The sequence below is a fragment of the Pseudoxanthomonas koreensis genome, assembly GCF_041890415.1.
GTDB classification, from domain to species: Bacteria; Pseudomonadota; Gammaproteobacteria; order Xanthomonadales; family Xanthomonadaceae; genus Pseudoxanthomonas; species Pseudoxanthomonas koreensis_A.
Genome location: NZ_CP169056.1, coordinates 1231528 through 1253223 on the forward strand (window position 1 = coordinate 1231528; position 21696 = coordinate 1253223).

Annotated in this window: 10 protein-coding genes; 9 read left to right on the forward strand and 1 reads right to left on the reverse strand. The window is 66.6% G+C overall.

What is annotated here, in order from left to right; translation table 11 throughout:
• The first annotated feature begins 31 nt into the window (after window positions 1–31).
• Together ACEJ41_RS05690 and ACEJ41_RS05695 are read left to right on the forward strand one after the other, a co-directional pair.
• Window positions 32–11938: a hemagglutinin repeat-containing protein gene (locus tag ACEJ41_RS05690; RefSeq protein WP_374013815.1), complete on the forward strand. Its 11907-nt coding sequence runs from the start codon at window positions 32–34 to the stop codon at window positions 11936–11938.
• Window positions 11931–12221, forward strand: coding sequence for a hypothetical protein (locus ACEJ41_RS05695; protein ID WP_374013816.1), 291 nt, complete (start codon window positions 11931–11933; stop codon window positions 12219–12221). Before ACEJ41_RS05690 ends, ACEJ41_RS05695 begins: the two co-directional genes overlap by 8 nt.
• A gap of 359 nt (window positions 12222–12580) precedes the next feature.
• Here ACEJ41_RS05695 and ACEJ41_RS05700 read toward each other — a convergent pair whose 3' ends face one another.
• A complete protein-coding gene (locus ACEJ41_RS05700; RefSeq protein ID WP_374013817.1) occupies window positions 12581–13105 on the reverse strand; it encodes an integrase core domain-containing protein in 525 nt (174 codons plus the stop codon).
• A 98-nt stretch (window positions 13106–13203) separates the two neighbouring features.
• Between ACEJ41_RS05700 and ACEJ41_RS05705 the strand changes: the two genes are divergently transcribed.
• The 7 genes from ACEJ41_RS05705 (at window position 13204) to asnB (ending at window position 21641) form a co-directional block, all read left to right on the forward strand.
• Window positions 13204–14336, forward strand: a protein-coding gene (locus tag ACEJ41_RS05705) for an IS3 family transposase (RefSeq protein ID WP_374013818.1) whose coding sequence is annotated in 2 segments (ribosomal slippage) — window positions 13204–13459 and window positions 13459–14336 — 1134 coding nt in all. Because the reading frame shifts where the segments join, the coding sequence is not laid out codon by codon here.
• A 15-nt stretch (window positions 14337–14351) separates the two neighbouring features.
• Window positions 14352–14867 carry a DNA/RNA non-specific endonuclease gene (locus tag ACEJ41_RS05710; RefSeq protein WP_374013819.1) on the forward strand — a complete coding sequence of 172 codons (516 nt, stop codon included), beginning with the start codon at window positions 14352–14354 and terminating at the stop codon, window positions 14865–14867.
• Window positions 14868–14870: 3 nt separating this feature from the next.
• On the forward strand, window positions 14871–15266 hold the full coding sequence (locus tag ACEJ41_RS05715; protein WP_374013820.1) for a hypothetical protein: 396 nt from the start codon (window positions 14871–14873) through the stop codon (window positions 15264–15266).
• A gap of 238 nt (window positions 15267–15504) precedes the next feature.
• Window positions 15505–16668 carry an acyl-CoA dehydrogenase family protein gene (locus ACEJ41_RS05720; protein ID WP_374013821.1) on the forward strand — a complete coding sequence of 388 codons (1164 nt, stop codon included), beginning with the start codon at window positions 15505–15507 and terminating at the stop codon, window positions 16666–16668.
• A 76-nt stretch (window positions 16669–16744) separates the two neighbouring features.
• Window positions 16745–17293, forward strand: a complete 549-nt coding sequence (locus ACEJ41_RS05725; RefSeq protein ID WP_374013822.1) for a GNAT family N-acetyltransferase — start codon at window positions 16745–16747, stop codon at window positions 17291–17293.
• A gap of 91 nt (window positions 17294–17384) precedes the next feature.
• Window positions 17385–19685: a thiamine pyrophosphate-dependent enzyme gene (locus tag ACEJ41_RS05730; RefSeq protein WP_374013823.1), complete on the forward strand. Its 2301-nt coding sequence runs from the start codon at window positions 17385–17387 to the stop codon at window positions 19683–19685.
• Between the two features lie 3 nt (window positions 19686–19688).
• A complete protein-coding gene (gene asnB, locus ACEJ41_RS05735; protein ID WP_374013824.1) occupies window positions 19689–21641 on the forward strand; it encodes an asparagine synthase (glutamine-hydrolyzing) in 1953 nt (650 codons plus the stop codon).
• Window positions 21642–21696: the final 55 nt, after the last annotated feature.

A 21696-nucleotide genomic window follows, 5' to 3' on the forward strand; every position in this document is an offset into this window, starting at 1 on the left:
GCGTCACCGTGATCGAGAAGGAGCGAGATCAATGAACCGCATCTACCGGCTGGTCTTCAATCGTGCCCTGCGCGTGTGGCAGGTTGCCTCTGAACTGGTGAGTGGCCCGCAGGCCGGCGGCAAGTGCGGTGGCGCATCCTCGACGGCGGTGTTGCGGCCGGTGAGTTTCGCGCTGTGGCTCGCCTTGGGTTGGGTGACGGTGATGCCCGCGCACGCCCAGCAGGGCCGGATCATCGCCGATCCGCGCGCGCCCAGGGACGAGCGCCCCACGGTGCTGGAGACGCCCAACGGCCTGCCCCAGGTCAACATCCGCACCCCCTCGCGCGATGGCGTCTCGCGCAACGTGTACAGCCAGTTCGACGTCGGCCAGTCCGGCGTGATCCTCAACAACTCGCGTACCGACACCCAGACCGAGTTGGCGGGCTGGATCGGCGGCAACCCGTGGCTTGCCACCGGGCCTGCGCGGGTCATCCTCAACGAGGTCAATTCCAGCGATCCCAGCCGGCTGCATGGCTACGTGGAGGTGGCCGGCCAGCGTGCCGAGGTGGTGATCGCCAATCCGGCCGGCATCCAGGTCGATGGCGGCGGGTTCATCAATGCAAGCCGGGTCACCCTGACCACGGGCACGCCGGTGATGAAGGGCGGCGCGCTGGATGGTTACCGGGTGGAGCGCGGTGGGATCGTGGTGGAGGGCGGCGGTCTGGATGCCAGGCAGGCCGACTACACCGACCTGATCGCCCGCTCGCTGCAGGTCAATGCAGGGATCTGGGCCGAGCATCTGCAGGCCAGCCTGGGCAGCAATACGGTGCGTGCCGACCACGGCGAGGTCGCGCCGCTGGCCGGTGGAACGGGAGCCCCGCCGACGTTTGCGCTGGACGTCGGCGCACTCGGCGGCATGTACGCCAACAAGATCTGGCTGGTCGGCAACGAGCACGGCGTTGGCGTGCGCAATGCCGGGCAGATCGGTGCGCAGGCCGGCGACCTGGTGGTCACCTTCGACGGCAGGCTGGAGAACACCGGGTCGATGCAGGCGCGCCACGATGTGCGCGTGGCCGCGGCCGGCGGCATGGCCAACAGCGGCACGCTCAGCGCCGAGCAGGCGCTCGTGCTCGATGCCGGCGGCGCGCTGGACAACAGCGGTGGCACGCTCAGCGCGCAGCACCTCGAGATCGATGCCAGCGCGCTGCGCAATCATGACGGGTCGATCGTCCAGACCGGTGGACACGGGCTGTCGCTGACCGCGGCGACCCTGGCCAACCGGGACGGTGGCCGCATCGGGATTTCCGCCCCCGCCCCGCAGGATGGGGAGCCGGACGCGACTCCGCCGGAAAATCCCGTCGCTGACGCGGGCGACGATGCGCCGGGCAGTGATGAATCAGGCAGCGATGAACCAAACAGCGATGGCACCCCGGTCGCCGAAGGCCCGGGAACCGACGCCGCGCCGGAGGCGGCGCCCGGGTTCCTGAGGATCGCCGGACGCATCGACAACGACGGCGGCGCAATCCATGCAGGCGGCGGGATCGACCTGCGCGTGGACAGCGGCCTGGACAACACCGATGGACACCTGGGCGTTGATCATCTGGCCCTGGCCGGCGGCGCCCTGGACAACGCCGGCGGCCAGTTGCTGGTGGCCGGCGACATCGACCTGGCGCTGGAGCGCGTCGTCAACGACGGCGGACACCTGGAAGCCGGCGGCGTGCTCGATCTGGAGGTGGGCGAGCTGGCCAACCGCGGTGGCACCCTCGTGCAGCGCGGGCAGCAGGCGTCGGCGCTGCGGGTCGAGGGCAGCTTCGACAACACCGATGGCGTGGTGTTCACCGCTGCATCGGCATTCGAACTGCACAGCAGCGAACTGCTCAACGCGCGTGGCCGGATCGAACATGGCGGCGATGCGGGGATGCATCTGCGCACCGGCCAGCTCACCGGGCAGGAGGGCGTGATTGCGACGGCCGGCTCGCTGGTGCTGGAAGCGGGCGAGGTCGACCACCGCGGCGCCACGCTCTCGGCCGCCGGGTTGCGCCTGGACGCGACAGGTTTCGACAACGATGGCGGGCTGGTGGCCAGCCGCGGCGAACTGTCGATCCACACCGGTGCGCTTGGCAATGCGGCAGGCACCATCCAGCAATCCGGCGAAGGCGGCCTGGACATCCATGCCGACACGCTCGACGGCCAGGGCGGCATCCTGGCCAGCGACGGCGCACTGCAACTGCATGCCCGATCGGTGGACCTGCGCGACGGCACCACCCAGGCGCAGGCCATCGTGCTGGACACCGGGGAGCTGGTGACCGCCGGCGGCACGATGATCGCCCTGGGCGACGCTGCCCTCGAGATCACGGCCAGCGAGCGGATGGACAACAGCGGTGGCCATATCCAGGGCAACGGGGTCCTGCAACTGGATGCAGGCATCCTCCACAACCGCGATGGCCTCATCGCCGCGTCCGGGCCAGGCGACAGCCGCATCCACGTGGGCGGCTTGCTGGACAACACGCGCGGCGTCCTGGCCACGGGCGCAACGACGGATCTGCGGGCCGGTGAACTGGTCAACCGGGGCGGCGCCGTCCAGGCAGCGGGCCCGCTCGGCATCGTGGTGGGCGGGCCACTGGACAACAGTGGCTCCGGCTTCCTGGGCGCCAGCGGCGGCCTGCACCTGGAAGCACCTGCCGTCCTCAATACGGGCGGCAGCATCGTCAACGCCAATTCGGGTGAGCTGGTCATCCTCACCGAGGTTCTGGAAGGTGCGTACGGGACGGTGACCAGCGCCGGTGGACTGGTCCTGGATGGCGAAACCGTCAACCTGTACAGCGGCAGCGTGGTGGCCGAGCAGATCAGCATCGACGCCGGCAGCCTGACCACCGCGTACGGCACGCTCAATGCCTTCGGCAGCGAGGCGTTGCGGCTCAACGTGCGTGGCGCCCTGGACAATACCCACGGCAGCATCGCCGGCAACGGGGCGCTGGACGTGGCGGCGCAGTCACTGTTCAACCACGGCGGCAACATCACCGCGGCGGGCGGTGGCGCCAGCCGGGTCACCATCGGCGGCATCTTCGACAACACCGGTGGCACCCTGGCCGTCGCCGGCCAGGGGTACGTATCGGCGGGTGGGCTGGACAACCGCGGCGGCACGCTCAGTGCCTCCGGCTCGCTGGACGTGGATGTCAGCGGGCGCCTGGACAATGGCGATGGCCTGATTGCATCGGGCGGCAGCATGTCGCTCAGTGCCAACGTCCTGGTCAACACGGACGGCACCATCCGTCATGCCGGAACCGGCAGGTTGTCGCTGCGGGCCAATGCACTGGAGTTGGCCTACGGCACGATCCTGAGCAATGGCTCGCTGTGGCTGGACGGGGCGGACATCGACCTGACCGGCGCCACGACCCAAGCATGGAACATCGCCATCCACGCCGCCACCCTGACCACCGCCGGCGGCGCGCTTTCCGCCACCGGCAAGGGTCCCCTGGTACTCAAGGCCAGCGACTGGATCGACAACACCGGCGGGCGGATCGAAAGCAACGGCACGTTGCAGCTGGACACCGCCGAGTTCCACAACGCCGGCGGCACGGTCAGGGCCATCGGCAGCGGCGCGTCCACCATCACCGTGTCGGGCACCCTGGACAGTACCGGTGGCGTGCTGGAGACCGGCGGCGACACCGTGCTGCAGGCCGCTGAGCTGCGCAATGCCGGGGGCGTGGTCCGCACCGGCGGCAGCGGTGCCCTTTACCTGGACGTGGCCGGCGGCATCGACAACTCGGCTGGCGGATACATCGGCGCGGGCGGTGACCTGGACCTGTCCGCGCAGGTGCTGGACAACACCCGTGGCGGCATCGGCCATGCAGGCGATGGCACCCTGACCATCAACGTGGACACCCTGGACGGCGCCGGCGGCACCATTGCCAGCAACGGCACCCTGCTGCTGTCCGCCGATGATGTGAACCTGCGCGACGGCAGCACCTCGGCCAGCCGGGTGGTGATCGATGCGGACACCCTGGTCACGGCCGGGGGCATGCTGAGCGCCAGCGGAAGCGATCCACTGGCGATCACCGCGCGCATCATGCTGGACAACGCCGGTGGCCACATCGCCGGCAACGGCGCGTTCCACATCCAGGCCCCCGTGCTCGACAACCGCGGCGGCACCATCACCGCTGCCGGCACGCAGTCCAGCCAGCTGGACGCGGCCACCGCACTGGACAACACCGGCGGCACCATCATCGCCGCCGGCGACACGGTGGTGCATGCGGGCGAGCTGTCCAATGCAGGCGGGCAACTGCAGGCCGCCGGCCAGGGGCGCCTGCAGGTCACTGCCGACGGCCTGCTCGACAATACCGCCGGCATCATCGCCGCCGGCGGCGACATGGACCTTGCGGCGCAGCGGCTGGACAACACCGGCGGCACCCTGCATCACGCCGGTGACGGCCAGCTGGACATCACCGTGCCGGTGTTCGACGGACAGGGCGGCACGATTGCCAGCAACGGCACGCTGACCCTGGTCGGCGACCAGGTCGATCTCGAAAACGGCACCACCATCGCCCATGCCATCTCGGTGGATGCCACCGGGTTGACCACCGCCGGCGGCCAGATGCAGGCCGCCGGACCCGGTGTGCTGTCGCTGGCGGTGGGTGGCGCGCTGGACAATGCCGGCGGCACCATTGCCGGCAACGGCAGCCTGGCGGTCACCGCCGGCACGCTGGACAACAGCAGCGGCTACCTGGGTGCGGCCGGCACCGGCACCAGCCTGGTGGACGTGGCCGGGCAGCTGGACAACGCCGCCGGCACGATCGAAACCGGCACCGACCTGGCGCTGTCCACCGCCCACCTGGACAACACCGCCGGCACGATCCGCAGTGCCGGTGGCGACCTGCACATCGATGCCGGCGTGCTGGACGGCGCTGGCGGCACCCTCTCCGGCCAGGGCACCCTGCACCTGCAGGGCACCCATACCAACCTGGGCGGCGGCACCACCGTGGCCGACCGCATCATCCTGGACACGGGCACCCTGATCACCGCCGGTGGCACGCTTGCCTCCACCGGGATCCAGGTCATGGACCTGACGGCGCATGCCGGGCTGGACAACAGTGGCGGCCGCATCGCCAGCGGCGGCGGCCTGGACATCACGGCAGGCGCGGTGGACAACGCCGGTGGGCAGATCGATGCGCGTGGCGCGCTCGCGCTGGGTGCCACCTCGCTGGACAATCGCAACGGCCAAGTGCTGGACGACCAGGGTGCCGGGCTGACGGTGTCCGTCAGCGGCGCGCTGGACAACAGTGGCGGCGGCGTGATCGGCGGCAGCGGCAACGCCCGCGTGCAGGCCGGCAGCCTGGACAACAGCGGCGGCACGCTGGCGGCACGTGATGCGCTGGAAGTGACCAGCCAGGGCGCGTTGCACAACCAGGATGGCCTGCTGCAGGGCCAGGCCGGAATCAGCGTGCAGGCCGGTGGCCTGTTCGACAACCGCGCCGGCCTGCTGGACACCGCTGGCGTGACAACCGTGGTCGCCGGAGCCATCGACAACGCAGGCGGGCAGATCCTGGCCGGCAGCCAGGACGCCGCCGACGGCGGCACGCCCACCCTGGTGGTCACCGCCAGCGGACACCTGGCCAACAGCGGGGGCACCATCGGCAGCCGCGCCGGCGACGTGCAGGTTGGCGCCGGGAGCCTGGACAATGGCAGCGACGGCGTGCTGGCGGCCCCGCGAGACCTGCTCCTGGACGTGGGCACGCTGGACAACGATGGCACCGTCTACGCCGCGCGCGACCTGCACTACACCAGTGCAGCGGGCATGCTCGACAATCGCGGCCGCTTCGGCGCCGGCGAGAACCTGTGGATCCAATTGGCCAGCATCCGCAACGCCATGGATGCGCGGATCCAGGCCCGGAACGTGCACCTGGTCGCCGGCGTGCTGGATCTGGCCGGCGGGCAGATCGACGCCGACTACCTGCAGTTGAACCTCGGCCTCCTGTCCGGCAGCGGGCGCCTGTTCGGCGCACAGATGGTGGACGTGGACATCGCCGGGGACTTCACCTACGGCGCCGGCCAGGTCCTGGAAACCGGCGGCGTGCTCGACCTCAACGTCGGCGGGATCCTCACCAACGCGGGCGCCATCCAGAGCACCACCGACCTGCTGCTCACTGCCGTCGGCCTGGTGAACCACGGCACCATCAATGCCAGCAACGCCGGCGGCACCGGCTTGCTGAGCATCCATGCCGGCAGCGTGGACAACCGCAGCGGCGCGCGCCTGGAAGGCGATGCGGTGCTGATCGATGCCGGAGCCGTGGCCAACACCGGCGACATCATCGGCAACGAGATCTCGATCGAGGCCGGCTCGCTCACCAATGGCCGCCACCTGGGCACGGCCGATGCCGCCGTGGCGTACGGCGAGGGCTTCATCGGCGCAGCCGACTTCCTGGGGCTGCGCGTGGGCAGCCTGTCCAACCTGGACGGCGAACTGTTCAGTGCCGGCGACATGGACATCGTGGGCCACGACGGCATTGCTCCGGCCGGCAGCGTGGTCAATCTCTCCGGCCGCATCCTGGCTGGCGGTCAGTTGTACGTGGGTGCCGGGACGGTGGACAACCGGCGCCGGGTCATCGAGTACATCAACCGCGAGCTGAGCCCTGCAGAGCAAGCTGATGGGCGCCTGCAGGTCGACCCTGCCGATCTTGTGTACTACGACGCGGCCTACCAGTCCGAGTACGCCAAGCACTGCAGCGAGGACTTCGACTGCAGGATGTCGTTGTCCAGCTACGTCGAAACCCTCACCCCGCTCAACGAGGTGGCCATCACCCGCACCTCGGCCGCCGCGCAGCTGCTGGCCGGCGCAAGCATGATCCTCGAGGTCAATACCCTGTACAACCGCGCCTCGGTCATTGCCGCTGGCGGCGGCATCCTGATCAATGGCAGCGGCGCCGGCGAGGACGCGCCGGGCGTGTTCAACGAGTCGTTTGCCGCGATGCAGGACTGGGAGGTCAATGCCACCTACGGCGTGGGCTTCCGTTACTGCGCCGGCACCCTCCACGACTGCGCGGCCAACAACAGCTACCAGACCGCCGGCTATGCGGGGTACTACGGACCGAGGCAGGTCCAGTTCCCCTATGCCCCGGAGGAAGGGCGCGCCACCATCACTGCCGGCGGCGGCGTAAACATCAGCACCGGCGGTGATGTCAGCAACACCGTGGTCGTTGCCCCCGGTGAGCAGGGCGCGATGGATACGGCCGGCGTGGACCAGGCACCGGGCCAGGTGATGCTGTCCGGTCCGGGCCAACTGCCTGGCCAAGACGGCGGCGCTCCGGTGTCCGGCGGCCCGGACGCGGTGGAGGCAGGTACGGTTGGTGGCGTGGCACGCCCGCGTGGCGCCAGCACCGCGCGCCTGCGCCGTGACGGGCTCGATCCCCTGCAGGCCGCATGGATCAACGCGGGCGGCGGCCCGCACGCGGTCCAGAATGGCGGCACGCCGGCGGTGGACGGCCCGGCCCGGGCGCAGACCATCGGCACCCCGGAACAGCCGCTGCCCGGGCTGGTGCCGCCGGACAACGCCATGTACGCGCGCGAACCCGGGGCCGGTGCGGCGTTTCTGGTCAGCACCTCGCCGAGGTTCGCCCGGGGCGAGGCGGGCGGCTCGGACTACCTGCTCGGACGCCTGGACGTGCCGGGTGACACGCACAAGCGCCTGGGAGACGGCTACTACGAACGGCGCCTGGTGCAGGACCAGGTCCAGGAACTGACTGGACGCCGCAACCTGGCCGGCACCGCCGACGACCGCGACGGGCTGGCGCAATACACCGCCCTGATGGACGGCGCGGCCGCGGTTGCCGACCGGCTTGGGCTGTCACTGGGTGCCCCGCTGACCAGCACCCAGGTCGCGGCGCTGGACCAGGACATCGTCTGGCTGGTGGAGCAGGACGTGGCCGGCGAGCGGGTGCTGGTGCCGGTGGTGTACCTGTCGCGCAGTACCGGCGAGCGCCTGGCATCCACGGGCGGGCTGATCGCCGGTGGCGAGTCGTTGGACGTCACCGCCGGCGGCGCGGTGCGCAACGACGGCACCTTGCAAGGCGGCCAGAGCACCTGGCTCAGCGCCGACACCCTGATCAACGACGGCGTGGTGCGCGGCGCACGGGTCACGGTCGATGCCATCGGCGACGTGTTCAACCGCCGGCAACTGACCGGGCAGACCGTGGTGGTCACGGCGGGTGGGGATTATGTGCAGGGCGCCAGCGGGCGCCTGCACGCCAGCGACGATGCGCGCATCCAGGCCGAGGGCGACCTTGTCCTGGAGCGGACAGGGGTGAGCGCCGGCCGCAACGTAACGCTGATCGCCGGCCAAGACCTGGGCGTGAGCGCCAGCCGGGTCCAGGCCGGAGGCGATCTGGCCCTGGTGGCCGGCGGCGACCTCGACCTGGCCCAGCGCAGCACGGTGACTGCGGACGGTTCGATGGCATTGCACGCGAACCGTGACCTGAGCGTGCGCCAGTCCACCGTGGCTGCGGGCCAGGACCTGACCGCCTACGCGGGGCGCGATCTGAGCGTGCAGTCGCAGGTGGGCCAAACGACCGGCCAGCTTCGGATCAGCGTTGAAGACAAGACTCGCGTGAGTACGGTGACCAGGACGCAGGCGTTGGACGTGCAGGCGCTGACGGCCGGCGGCAATCTGGCGCTGGGCGCGGGCCACGACGTCAACCTGGTGGCCGCGGAGTTGAACGCCGGTGGCGCACTGACGGTAAGCGCCGGCCACGACCTCAACACCACCACCCTGACCACCGCCGATAGCAGCCACACCCTGGAGACGCGCAAGCGGTTCCGACAGACCACGACGACCCTGGACGAGACGGTGCATGGCGCCACGTTCAACGCCGGTGGCGACATCGGCCTGGTGGCCGGGCGCGACGTGAACCTGGCGGCGGCCACGGCGATCAGCGACCAGGGCGGGATCGCGCTGGCGGCCGGGCGCGACGTGAACCTGACCGCGGCGCAGGAGCAGCACGGCTACACCCAGACCACGGTCAAGAAGAAGAAGAGCCTGCTGTCCAGCAAGACCACCACCACGCGGGAGTCCTACGACGACGGCTACGCCATCGGCACCACGCTCAGCGGCGAGACGGTGGCGATCAAGGCAGACAATGCCGTGACAATCCAGGGTTCGGATGTGGTCAGCTCGCATGGCACGACCATCTCAGGTGCCCAAGGCGTGGAGATCGTCAATGCCTACGACACCAGCACCACGGCATACGCCTCCAGCAAGAAGAAATCGGGTGTGTTCGGCAATGGCGGGCCCAGTTTCACGATCGGCAGCAAGAAGAGCGAGGTCAAATCCCAGTCGAACGGAAGCAGCGTCCGGGGTTCCGTCGTAGGCAGCCTTTACGGCGACACCACCATCGTGTCCAGCGAAGGTGCCGTCCATGTCCAAGGTTCGGCCATCAGCTCGCCGGAGGGCGATGTCACCTTGCTGGGTCGTGCGGTCAACATCGAAGAAGGCCACGACACATCGACTTACAAAGAATTGACCAGGACCAAGCAGAGTGGAGTGACGGTCGGTGCTTCAGCGCCTGTGGTCGACGCAGCTCTGTCCGCATACGATTCGGCCAAGACGGCGGGTAGGAGCAAAGACAATCGAGTCAATGCACTGGCTGCGGCCAACACCGCCTACGATACCTACCAAGCCGCTGGTGCAGTGGCTGGCGCAGCGAGTGGCGGTGGTCAGTCGGTCAACGTCTCGATTACCTACGGCAAGCAGCAGTCCAAGAGCGAACTGACAGCCACCAGCGATGGAGTGGTGGGCAGCACGGTCAACGCCGGAGGCCAACTGAACGTAGTGGCGACGGGAGGTGGAATGGACTCCGACGTGCGCATCTCGGGCTCGGATGTGTACGGCGGCACGGGAACGCTGCTGTATGCAGACGATGCCATTGACATTCAGGCTGCGCAAAGCACGTACAAACAAAAGACCGAAAATAATTCCAGCGGCTGGAACGCGGGCGTTGCGGTCAGCGGTGGCTCCAGCGGTTGGGCGGCAGGTATCACCGCAGGCGGGAATGTTGGCAAGGGCCATAGCGATGGTCAGACCATCGCCAACGTCAATGCGCACGTGGGCAGCGATGGAACTACGACACTTATCAGTGGCGGGACCACGACTATTCGCGGCGGTCAGGTCAGCGGCGATCGGGTCGAGGTGGATGCCGCCAATCTGGTGATCGAGAGCCTGCAGGACACGGAGACCTACGACAGCAAGCAAATGAACGCCAGCGCCCAGGTGACCGCCGGCTACGGCGTGTCGGTGAGCGCCAGTTACAACCAGTCCAATATCCAATCCGACTATGCCAGCGTCTCCGAACAGAGTGGCATCCTGGCCGGCGACGGTGGCTATGCCGTCAAGGTCAGGGGCAGCACCGAGCTGATCGGCGGCATCGTCACCAGTACGAGCGAAGCCGAGGCCACGGGCCGGAACAGCTTCAGCACCGGCACCCTGGCGATTGCCGACATCCAGAACCGCGCCGACTACGAGGGGTCTTCGTTTGGCCTGAGCGGCAGCATGGGCGTCAATGGCAAGGGTGAGCAGGGTCAACACCAGATGGCCCAGGGCGCGCCAGATGGCAAGGCGGGTGGAACTTCTGCCAGTAAATCGATCGGCTTTGGCATCGATGATGCTCACCAAAGCAGTACCACTCATAGTGGTATCAATACGGCGAACATCACGATCACGGATGCGGCGGGTCAGGCGACCACCGGCAGGACCATCGACCAGATCAAGGCCGATGTGGCCACGACCACAAGCACGGATACGGTCGCCAAGGACAGTGGCGCGCTGAGCAACAGGTTCGATGCTGATGCGGTGCAGAGGGAGCTGGACCTGCAGGTGCAGGTGACGCAGGCGTTTGATCGGAACCGACAGGAGGCCAAGGCCGAACTGTACGCGCATGCACAGGCCAAGCTGGACCAGGCTCGTGAAATCCGGATGGCCAATGGCGGTGTGGATACCGAAGAATCACGACGCTTGGACGAGGAGGCGGCCGGCATCAAGAAGAACGCCATGTGGCTGGATGTCGTTGCGATGGGAATCTATGCCGGCCCTGATGCGAGCAATCTTCTGACCGGCGAAGCCATGACCCAGATCGATCTGGTACGCCGTACAGCCACGGCCCAGAGCAAGATCGTGGTGCAGCGGTGCGAGGCCAACGGTCAGAACTGTACGAATTGGGAGGTGGACATTAGCGACGTTGCCGTGGGTGGCGACGGCAGTATCCATGTTTTCAACAATGGAATCTTCAACAAAGAGGAATACGCGCTGGCAACGGGTGCCAAACAGAATTCGAATGAAGCTAGTGCACAAGGCGTGTACTACATTCTTAATCCATATACTGGAAATCCAGTCGCGGAGATATTATATGCCGGCTATGACAAGTTGAATGATTTACTCGGTGGGGTCCTGCCATTGACTAGCGCCGAGAAGGCAAATCAAGTGATTATTGACATGGCTGGTCAGCAGGGCGGAGTAGTCAATAGTGTCAATCACAGTCGAGGCAGCATGACTTGGACGAATGCGATGCACGATCTTGATCGTCAAGACAGGATGGGTCTTCCCCTCAGTGTGATCCTATACAACGGTGCGGCAGCTAACGCGCAAGAGGCAGCCACTCTTGTCGATAAGATCGGCGACGACCGCGGTGAAATTTATCAATCGACCCACCCTACAGACATTGTTGGCAGGTGGATCGGTGGAAATCCAGCTACAAGTCAAAAGAATGACGGGAGCTTTCCTGATTCACATAGCTCCTACACTGCGGAACTTCCGCCGGAAGGGACCTATATTCAAGTGGGTGACGATCCAGGGAGTCGCGTGAATTTACGTGAGATCACGGACAAAAATTGGGGGCAAGGAAAATATAGTGTTCCAGCTTATGTGGCACCAAAGAAGAAGGAAGTGTCTAAGCTCAAGGAGAAGGGTGGTGAATAAGAAATTAATAGCAATTTCTATATCCTTATTATTTACTTTATCTTGTACCTCATACCAACAATATGATGCTAGCAGTCCGGCAGTTTTGGTGAAATCCAAAGTTAAGGTTTGGATCAAGCCGGGCGCCACGGAAGAAGACAAACGAATCGTAGGTCGACAGTGCGGAGAAGATATTAGAAATGATGAGGAGTTAAGAAAGAAAGGGGCTTTAAGCAACGAGTGGTCCGCCGCATTTCGTTCGTGTATGGAACGTAATGGATATCGTCATTACAAGGACAAGTAGTCGCCCCTGAAGAATCTGTGGACCGCTGCCCCGCCTACACTGTCCGCAAGCATTTTCCCAGCCATGAGCCAGGATTTTTCAGTCGAACGGGAGGGTTTTTCAGGTGCTAAGCCGCGTGGCTTATGGTGTCCCGTCCACCCTGTCCGCGAGTGACTTCCAAGCCATGAGCCGAGATTTTTCATCTGGATTTGGAGTCGTTTGGGGTGTTGGACTGCTTCGCCTTCCTGTCTTTTTCCTCTCGTCGGGTGATTGCGGGTGAACTTTTGTCCACTCATGGATGATTTCGCGCACGCCGCGCAGCCCGCCCGTGGACAGTCAGCGTTGCCCTTCGTGCGTCCCGTTGGAATCCCGGCCGCCGGCTACGGCGGGAACCACCAACCAGTGATCGCGCCATCCCAGATGCTTACGAACTTCGGGCCTCGCGTGGATTTGCGCTTGCCGCCCCAGACTTCCGCCGGCGTATGTCCGCCCAGGTGCTGATGCGGCCGCGCATGGTTGTACCAGCAGCGGAACTCGACCAGCTTGTGGCGCAAGTCGTCGCCATCGACGATGGCGATCCTGTCCAGATGCCGTTTGAGCGTGCCGAAGAACCGCTCGATACGCCCGTTCTGCCAGGGGCAATGGGGTTCGGTGGTTTGCAGCGTGATGCCCAGCAGCGCCATCGTTGCCTTCATCAAGTGCGAGTTGAAACAGGCCTCGTTGTCCACCCGGATGCGCGCAGGCAGACCGAACCTCCTGAACGCGCTGCACAGTTCCCGCAGGATCGTGGCGCTGCGCTTGTCGGCCAGGTCGGACAGCCGCAGGCAGGCCCGCGCGCCATGATCGACCACCCCCAGGATCATCCGCTGCCGGCCCGACAGGTCGGCCTTGCCGGTCAGGTCCATGGCCCAGATGCGGTTGCACGGTATCGGGCGGGGCTGACCTGCCCCCGCTGAGCCGTACCACGTGAAGCTGTAAAGTCCGTCAACCCGAGAGGACGGACATGCGCAAGAGTCGCTTCACAACCGAGCAGATCATCGGATTCATCAAGCAGGCCGAGGCCGGCATGGCGGTGTCGGAACTGGGTCGCCAGCACGGCTTCAGTCCCGCCAGCTTCTACGCCTGGCGGGCCAAGTACGGCGGCATGGAGGCCGAGGACGCCAAGCGCCTGAAGGAGCTCGAGGCCGAGAACAGCCGGCTCAAGCGGCTGCTGGCCGACGCCCATCTGGATATCGAGGCGCTGAAGATCGGCTTCGGGGTAAAACGCTAGCCCCGCAACGCAAGCGCGAGGCGGTCCTGCGGATGCTCGACCAGACCGTGTTGAGCGAGCGCCGGGCCTGCCGCCTTGCGGGGCTGTCCCGCGATTCCTTCCGCCACCCGCCCGAGCCAACGCCTGCCACGCAGGCGCTGTCGGCGCGGATCATCGAACTGGCCCGGGTCCGGCGCAGGTTCGGCTATCGCCGCCTGCACGACCTGCTTCGTCCGGAGTTCCCCGACGTGAACCACAAGAAGATCTACCGGCTCTACAGCGAGGCCAGCCTCGCCGTGCGCCGGCGCAAGAAGGTCAAGCGGCCACCGCTTGAACGGCAGCCGCTGGCGATCGCCACGGCACCCAACCAGGTCTGGAGCATGGACTTCGTCAGCGACGCCCTGGCCAACGCCCGGCGGCTCAAGTCTCTGACCGTGGCCGATGACTTCACCCACGAGTGTGTGGACATCACGGTGGACCACGGCATGGGCGGCGCCTACGTGATCCGCGTGCTCGACCAAGCCGCCTGCTTCCGCGGTTACCCACGGGCCGTGCGCACCGACAACGGACCCGAGTTCACCAGCCGGGCCTTCATCGCCTGGACGCAACGACACGGCATCGAGCATCTGCTGATCGAGCCGGGTAAACCCATGCAGAACGGCTACATCGAGAGCTTCAACGGCAAGTTCCGGGACGAGTGTCTCAACGAGCACTGGTTCACCTCGCTGGCCCAAGCCCGCCAGGTCATCGCCGACTGGCGACGCGACTACAACGAAGTCCGCCCACACAGCAGTTGCGGTCGTATCCCACCGGCCCAGTTCGCTGCCAACCACCGAGCACAACAAGCCAACAACGCAGTAACCTTCAACCCTGGGCTTTATCAGTAATCACTGGTACGGCCAGTGGGGGCAGGTCATCTGGAAACAGATGGAAGCATTCAGAATGTATTCCAAGTTCCGGCTGGCTCCAAGAACAACTGGAGTCGGGCTATCAATGGTTCACTAGAACCGAACGCGGCTTATAAGTTGGACAATGGGTATGTTTATGTGACCGATACGGCTGGTCGTGTCAAGGGTGTTGAGGGTGAACTAAGTTTAAGCAAGATGGATCGCAATGCTCATCAGCAGTGCGTCGTCGGGAAATGTGGTAATGCTGGTGATGAAGGTGGTCATCTGATCGCAGCAAGCTTGGGTGGCGCGGGTGATCGAATCAACCTGGTTCCACAGGCGTCGACGTTAAATCGTGGTGATTGGAAGGCAATGGAAAATCATTTGCGTCGTGCTATTGACAATGGGCAATCAGTTAGCGTGAAAATAGATCTAAGTTATCCTTCTAGTGGCGGGTCGAGGCCTAATCGATTCCAAGTTACGCCTATAATTGATGGCAAGCCCCGTCCCCCAATCATATTCAATCAATAATTTATGAATACAGAAGAAGCTTACAAATTAATTGCTGCTTCCATCTTAGACGTTGTGGATGGTAGTGATTGGGAGATAGCTAGCTCTACTACACAAATTCTGGCTAGGTCCACGCGTACTTATTATCGGCGTGTCGAGAAAAGTGGACATGTTGCTGAAAACGATAGATTCCCGTCTTTCGAGATTGCGGGAGAGGCATCGGAGGCGTTCATATTCTTAAGGGATGACTTGCTCCACACAACTGGAGAGCGTATTTGGGGGATGATGTTTACATTATTTCCTACAGGAAAATTCAAAATTGAGTATGATTATAATAAGCCGGAAGGTTATACAGAGACCGATGAGATGATTACTGGGAGCGAGATCAATGCCTCGCTCTCGAAATTAGGAAAAGGCTGAGAGGTTGTCCCGTTGTGTCCCGTCCACACTGTCCGCGAGTGATTTCCAAGCCATGAGCCGAGATTTTTCATCTGGATTTGGAGTCGTTTGGGGCGTTGGACTGCTTCGCCTTCCTGTCTTTTTCCTCTCGTCTGTAATGACCCAGTGATTGTTACTCTTGAAGGCCGACTGGTGATCAGGGCTCCCTAGTGTCCGTCACAAGGATACAATCGCAACCATTCCCGTCGAGGCGCCTGACATGGCCCTGCCTGCCACTGACCTGTTCGATGTACGTTCGCTGCTCAGCGACGAGGAGCGTGCGGTCCAGGAGGCCGTGGCGCGCTTCACCGACGAGCGGGTGCTGCCGATCATCGGCGACTGCTTCGACCAGGGGCGCTTTCCAGCCGAGCTCGTCCCGGAGATCGCCGCGCTGGGCCTGCTTGGCGCGTCGCTGCCCGAGGACTGCGGGGGCGCTGGTCTCAATGCGGTCAGCTACGGGCTGATCTGCCAAGAGCTGGAACGTGGCGACAGCGGCCTGCGCAGTTTCGTCAGCGTGCAGTCCTCGCTGTGCATGTATCCGATCTTCGCCTACGGCAGCCCGGAGCAGCGTAAGCGTTGGCTGCCGGATATGGCCGCGGGCAGGGTGATCGGCTGCTTCGGGTTGACCGAGGCGCACGGTGGATCGGACCCGGCCAACATGAAGACCCACGCGCGGCGCGATGGTGGCGACTGGGTGATCGACGGCGCCAAGATGTGGATCACCAATGGTGGCCTGGCCGACATCGCCATCGTCTGGGCGCAGACCGGCGAGGGCATCCGCGGCTTCATGCTGGAGAAGGGCATGCCCGGCTTCAGCGTGCAGGAAATCAAGCACAAGATGAGCCTGCGCGCCTCGGTGACATCGGCGCTGTTCTTCGATGGCGTGCGCGTGCCCGAGGCCAATCGCCTGCCCGGTGCCGCCGGGCTGAAGGGCCCGCTGGGCTGCCTGACCCAGGCCCGCTACGGCATCTCGTGGGGGCCGGTGGGCGCGGCCATCGCCTGCCTGGAGGAGGCACTGGGCTACAGCCGGGAGCGCATCCTGTTCGGGCGTCCGCTGGCGGCCACCCAGAGTGCGCAGATCAAGCTGGCCGACATGGCCCGGCGGATCACCCTTGCTCAATTGCTTGCGCTGCAGTTGGGTCGGCTCAAGGATGCCGGCACGCTGCAGCCGCAACAGGTCAGCCTGGCCAAGTGGAACAACTGCCGGATGGCCATCGACATTGCCCGCGAGTGCCGCGAGTTGCTGGGCGGCGCCGGCATCACCACCGAACACGCGGCCATCCGCCACGCACTGAACCTGGAGTCGGTGATCACCTACGAGGGCACCGAGACCGTGCACCAGTTGGTGATCGGCCGCGAGCTGACCGGGATCAGCGCGTTCTGAGCACAGTGGCGATGGGGTGCCAGCACAGCAGGCAGGGATCGCGCTTCGCATGAACCAACCGACAAGGCATGCGCCAATGGACCTGTCCGGACTGCAACTGGAAACACCGCGCCTGCTGCTGCGCCTGCCGCAGCACGAGGACCTCGACGCCGTGGCCGCCTTCCTGGCCGACGAGGTCGCCACCCGCTACATCGGCGGCTCCATGCCGCGTGCGCTGGCATGGCGCAGCCTGGCGACGATGCGCGGCTCCTGGGAGCTGCAGGGGTTTGCCATGTTCTCGGTGATCGAGAAGGACAGCGGGCGCTGGGTGGGCCGGGTCGGGCCGTGGAAGCCGGAGGGCTGGCCCGGTACCGAGGTGGGCTGGAGCATCGTGCGTGAACGCTGGGGCCGCGGCTACGCGCCCGAGGCGGCGGCTGCCTGCATCGACTGGGCATTTGCCACGCTTGGCTGGGAACAGGTGATCCACACCATCGACCCGGACAACGCCGGCTCGCGCACGGTGGCAGCCAAGCTGGGCTCGCGCTTCCTGCGCATGGGCGCACTGCCCGAACCGCACCATGAGCGCGCGGTGGAAATCTGGGGCCAGTCGCGTGCGCAATGGGCAGGGCGGGAGGCGGCGGCATGATCGCCGTGCATGGCATGTCGCAGTCCGGCACCTGCTACACGCTGTTCCTGCCGCTGGCGCAGATGGGCATGGCAGCGGCGGACGGCGGCACGTGAGCGCCGCGGCCGGCGGCGGCGAGATTGCCGCCTGGCGCCGGGGCATCGACCGCGCCGCGATCTGCGACCGCAACTTCACCGAGGCGGTACGCGACTGGCGCGGCCCCGCATCGGCTCCTCCGCGCGACGATGCCCCGGTGCTGGCAGGCAGTGCCCTGGACGTGTGCGGCTTTCGCGAGCTGTTCCAGTCGCAGTTGATCAGCCGCCACCTGGACCTGATGGCGCGCGTGCTGCGCCGCCAGGATGCGGTCTTCTACACCATCGGCAGCAGCGGCCACGAAGGCAACGCGATGGTCGCGCGGCTGGCCCGGCCTACCGATCCGGCGTTCCTGCATTACCGCAGCGGCGCGTTCATGGCCGAGCGTGCGCGCCAGTTGCCGGGCGCGTACGGGCAGCCAATCGATCCGGTGATGGACGCGGCCCTGAGCCTTGCTGCCAGCGCCAATGACCCGGCCTCCGGAGGCCGCCACAAGGTGTGGGGCAGCAAGCCGCTGTGGGTGCTGCCGCAGACCTCCACCATCGCCTCGCATCTGCCCAAGGCGCTGGGCACGGCGCTGGCCATCGAGCACGCGCGGCGCATCGGCCACGTGCTGCCGGTGCCGGCCGACAGCATCGCCATCTGTTCCTTCGGCGATGCCAGCGCCAACCACGCCACCGCCCAGGCCGCGTTCAACGCAGCGGCATGGAGTGCCTACCAGGGCCTGCCGGCGCCGGTGCTGTTCGTGTGCGAGGACAACGGCATCGGCATTTCGGTGCGTACCCCGGAGGGCTGGATTGCGCAACGCTTCGGCGCCATGCCGGGCCTGGATTATTTCCATGCCGACGGCCTGGACCTGGCCACCGGCTACGCCCAAGTGCGCGCTGCAGTGGAGCACTGCCGGCGCACCCGCCGGCCGACGTTCCTGCACCTGCGCACGGTGCGGCTGATGGGCCATGCCGGGACCGATTTCGAGGTCGAGTGGCGCGACATCGCCGAGCTGTGCGCGGTGGAAGCCCACGATCCGCTGCTGCGCAGCGCGATGATCGCGCTCGAGTCCGGGCTGATGGACGCCGATGGCGTGCTGGAGGCCTACGAGGCCATGCGCCGCCGTTGCTTCGCCGCGGCGGAGGAGGCCGCCGGCCAACCCAAGCTGGCCACCCTGGCCGAGGTGGTGGCACCGCTGGCGCCGTACACGCCGGCGGCGGTGGCCGCCGAAGCGGCGCGCCGCGTGTCGCACCCGCTGCCGGCCACGCCTGCAGGCGAAGGCGCGATGCCGGCACAGGCAGCACCGCGGCACCTGACCATCCAGATCAACCAGGCCCTGCACGAGTTGATGGCCAAGTACCCGCAGGCGCTGCTGTTCGGCGAGGACGTTGCCCGCAAGGGCGGCGTCTATACCGTGACCCGCGGGCTGCACAAGGCGTTCGGTGGCACGCGCGTGTTCAACACGCTGCTGGACGAGACCACCATCCTCGGCCTGGCCCAGGGCTACGCCAACATGGGCATGCTGCCGCTGCCGGAGATCCAGTACCTGGCGTACTTCCACAATGCCTGCGACCAGATCCGCGGCGAGGCGGCCAGCCTGCAGTTCTTCAGCAACGGCCAGTACCGCAACCCGATGCTGGTGCGCATCGCCGGGCTGGGCTACCAGCGCGGGTTCGGCGGCCATTTCCACAACGACAATTCCATCGCCGCGCTGCGCGACATCCCGGGCATCGTGGTCGGCTGTGCGTCGCGTGGGGACGATGCGGTGGAGATGCTGCGCACCCTGGCGGCGATGGCCATCGTGGACGGGCGGGTGGCCGTGTTCCTGGAACCCATCGCCCTGTACATGACCAAGGACCTGTACGCGCCCGGCGATGGTGGCTGGCTGTTCCCCTACCCGGAGCAGGGCCGCGCGATGGTCCCCGGCCAGGGCCGTGTGTACGCGGTGGACGATGGCAACGGCTGCGACGACCTTGTCATTTTCACCTATGGCAACGGCGTGCCGATGAGCCTGCGCGCCGCGCGCCGGATCGAAGCCGCACACGGCTGGAGCGTGCGCGTGGTCGACCTGCGCTGGCTGGTGCCGCTGGACACGGCGTTCATCGTCGAGCAGGCACGCCGCGGCCGGCGTATCCTGATCGTTGACGAAGGGCGGCGCAGTGCCGGGGTGGGTGAGGGCGTGGTGACGGCAATCATCGAGGGCGGCTTTGGCGGGCGCCCGTTCGGCCGCGTCGTGGGCGCAGACACCTTTACCCCGCTGGCGGGCGCCGCCCTGCTGGTGATCCCGTGCGAGGACGACATCGTCGCCGCCGCCGCGAAGCTGGACGCCTGACCGATGTGCGGGCTGACCGGACTGCTGCTTGCGCAGCCACGGATGCACGGCGATGCGCTGGCCGCACAGGTGCAGGACATGGCCGCCACGATGCCGCATCGTGGCCCCGACGATGCCGGATACTGGATTGACGGCCAGGCCGGGATCGCACTGGGCCATCGCCGCCTGAGCATCCTCGACCTGTCGCCGCTGGGGCAGCAGCCCATGGTGTCGGCCGATGGTCGCTACGTGCTGGCGCTCAACGGCGAGATCTACAACCACCCGGCATTGCGTGCCGCGCTGGCCGCGCTCGGCCACCGCTTCCGCGGCCGCTCCGATACCGAGGTGCTGCTGGCCGCGATTGCCGAATGGGGCGTGGAGGACGTGCTGCCGCGTTGCAACGGCATGTTCGCCATCGCCCTGTGGGACCGGCGCGAACGCAGCCTGTGGCTGGCCCGCGACCGGGTCGGCAAGAAGCCGCTGTACTACGGCTGGGCCGGCGATGCGCTGGTGTTCGGTTCCGAGCTCAAGGCGCTGTGGCGGTACCCGGGGTTCGACAACGGGGTCAACCGCGATGCGCTGACCCTGCTGCTGCGGCTGGGCTACATCCCGGCGCCGCACTGCATCCACGAGGGCGCGTTCAAGATGATGCCCGGCTGCCTGCTGCGGCTGGACGCGGCCGCGGTGGCCGCAGGCGCGCACGCGCACGATCCGCAGCGCGCACAGCACCGCTGGTGGGACGCGGGCGAACGCATGCGCGCCGCGCTGGACACGCCCTTCGCCGCCGGCGTGGCCGAGGCCGAATCCAGGCTTGATGAACTGCTGCGCGATGCGGTCGGGCTGCGCCGGGTGGCCGATGTGCCGGTGGGCGTGTTCCTGTCCGGCGGCACCGATTCGTCGACCGTGGCCGCGTTGATGCAGGCGCAGAGCGAGCGCCCGGTGCGCAGCTTCACCATCGGCTTCAGTGGGTCGCGCCACGACGAGGCCCCGGACGCGGCGCAGGTGGCGCGGCACCTCGGCACCGACCACACCGAACTCTACGTGAGCGGGTCCGATGCCTCGGCGCTGGTCCCGGGGCTGGCGGCGATGTTCGACGAGCCCTTCGCCGACGCTTCCCAGGTGCCCACCGCGCTGGTGTGCCAGCTGGCCCGGCGCGAGGTTGCGGTGGCGCTGTCCGGCGATGGCGGCGATGAACTGTTCTTCGGCTATGGCCGCTACCAGCGCGCGCTGCGCAACTGGGCCATCCTCGGCCGCATCCCGCGGCCGCTGCGCGGCCTGCTGGCACGCCTGCCCGGCGCGCGCGGCGAAGGGTCGCGCACGGGTGGCGCCGCCGCGCTGCTGGCGGAAATGGGCGCACGCGGGATCGGCGACGTGTACCGCAACCGGGTCTCGCGCTGGCGCGAGCCCGCCGCGGTGGTGATCGGCGCGCGCGAGCCGGACACGGTCTATCGTCAGGCCGATCCGCTGGGCATGCCCGGGCGCGAGGCCGAGGCGATGATGCTGGCCGACTTCCTGGCCTATCTGCCCGACGACCTGCTGTGCAAGGTGGACCGCACCAGCATGGCGGTAAGCCTGGAGGCGCGCGCACCGTTGCTGGACTGGCGCGTCGTGGAGTTTGCCTGGTCCCTGCCGCAGGACATGAAGCTGCGCGACGGCACCAGCAAGTACCTGCTCAAGCGCGTGCTGCGCCGCTACCTGCCCGATGCGATGGTCGACCGCGGCAAGCGCGGTTTCGGCGCCCCGGTCGGCGACTGGCTGGGCGGCGACCTGGCCGGGTGGGCGGCGGATTTGCTGGAGCCGCAGCGCCTGCGAAACGAGGGGGTCCTGGTCCCGGAACTGGTTGGGGATGTCTGGCAGCGTTTCCGCGGTGGCGAGCGCAAATGGCACACGCACCTGTGGACGGTGCTGATGTTCCAGGCCTGGCACGCGCACTGGCGCGCCAGTCGCGCCGGCATCGGCGGCCAGGGCGCGGGGTAGCGCGGCGGCCACCGGCCCTTGCTGGGGCCTTCACTCCATGCGCGCAGGTGCAGGC

Excerpts from the sequence above, each read along its gene's own strand:
- ACEJ41_RS05690 (WP_374013815.1), top strand. The coding sequence starts at position 32 with ATGAACCGCATCTACCGGCTGGTCTTCAATCGTGCCCTGCGCGTGTGG.
- ACEJ41_RS05700 (WP_374013817.1), bottom strand. The coding sequence starts at position 13,105 with ATGGACCTGACCGGCAAGGCCGACCTGTCGGGCCGGCAGCGGATGATC.
- ACEJ41_RS05715 (WP_374013820.1), top strand. The coding sequence starts at position 14,871 with ATGAATACAGAAGAAGCTTACAAATTAATTGCTGCTTCCATCTTAGAC.
- ACEJ41_RS05720 (WP_374013821.1), top strand. The coding sequence starts at position 15,505 with ATGGCCCTGCCTGCCACTGACCTGTTCGATGTACGTTCGCTGCTCAGC.
- ACEJ41_RS05725 (WP_374013822.1), top strand. The coding sequence starts at position 16,745 with ATGGACCTGTCCGGACTGCAACTGGAAACACCGCGCCTGCTGCTGCGC.
- asnB (WP_374013824.1), top strand. The coding sequence starts at position 19,689 with ATGTGCGGGCTGACCGGACTGCTGCTTGCGCAGCCACGGATGCACGGC.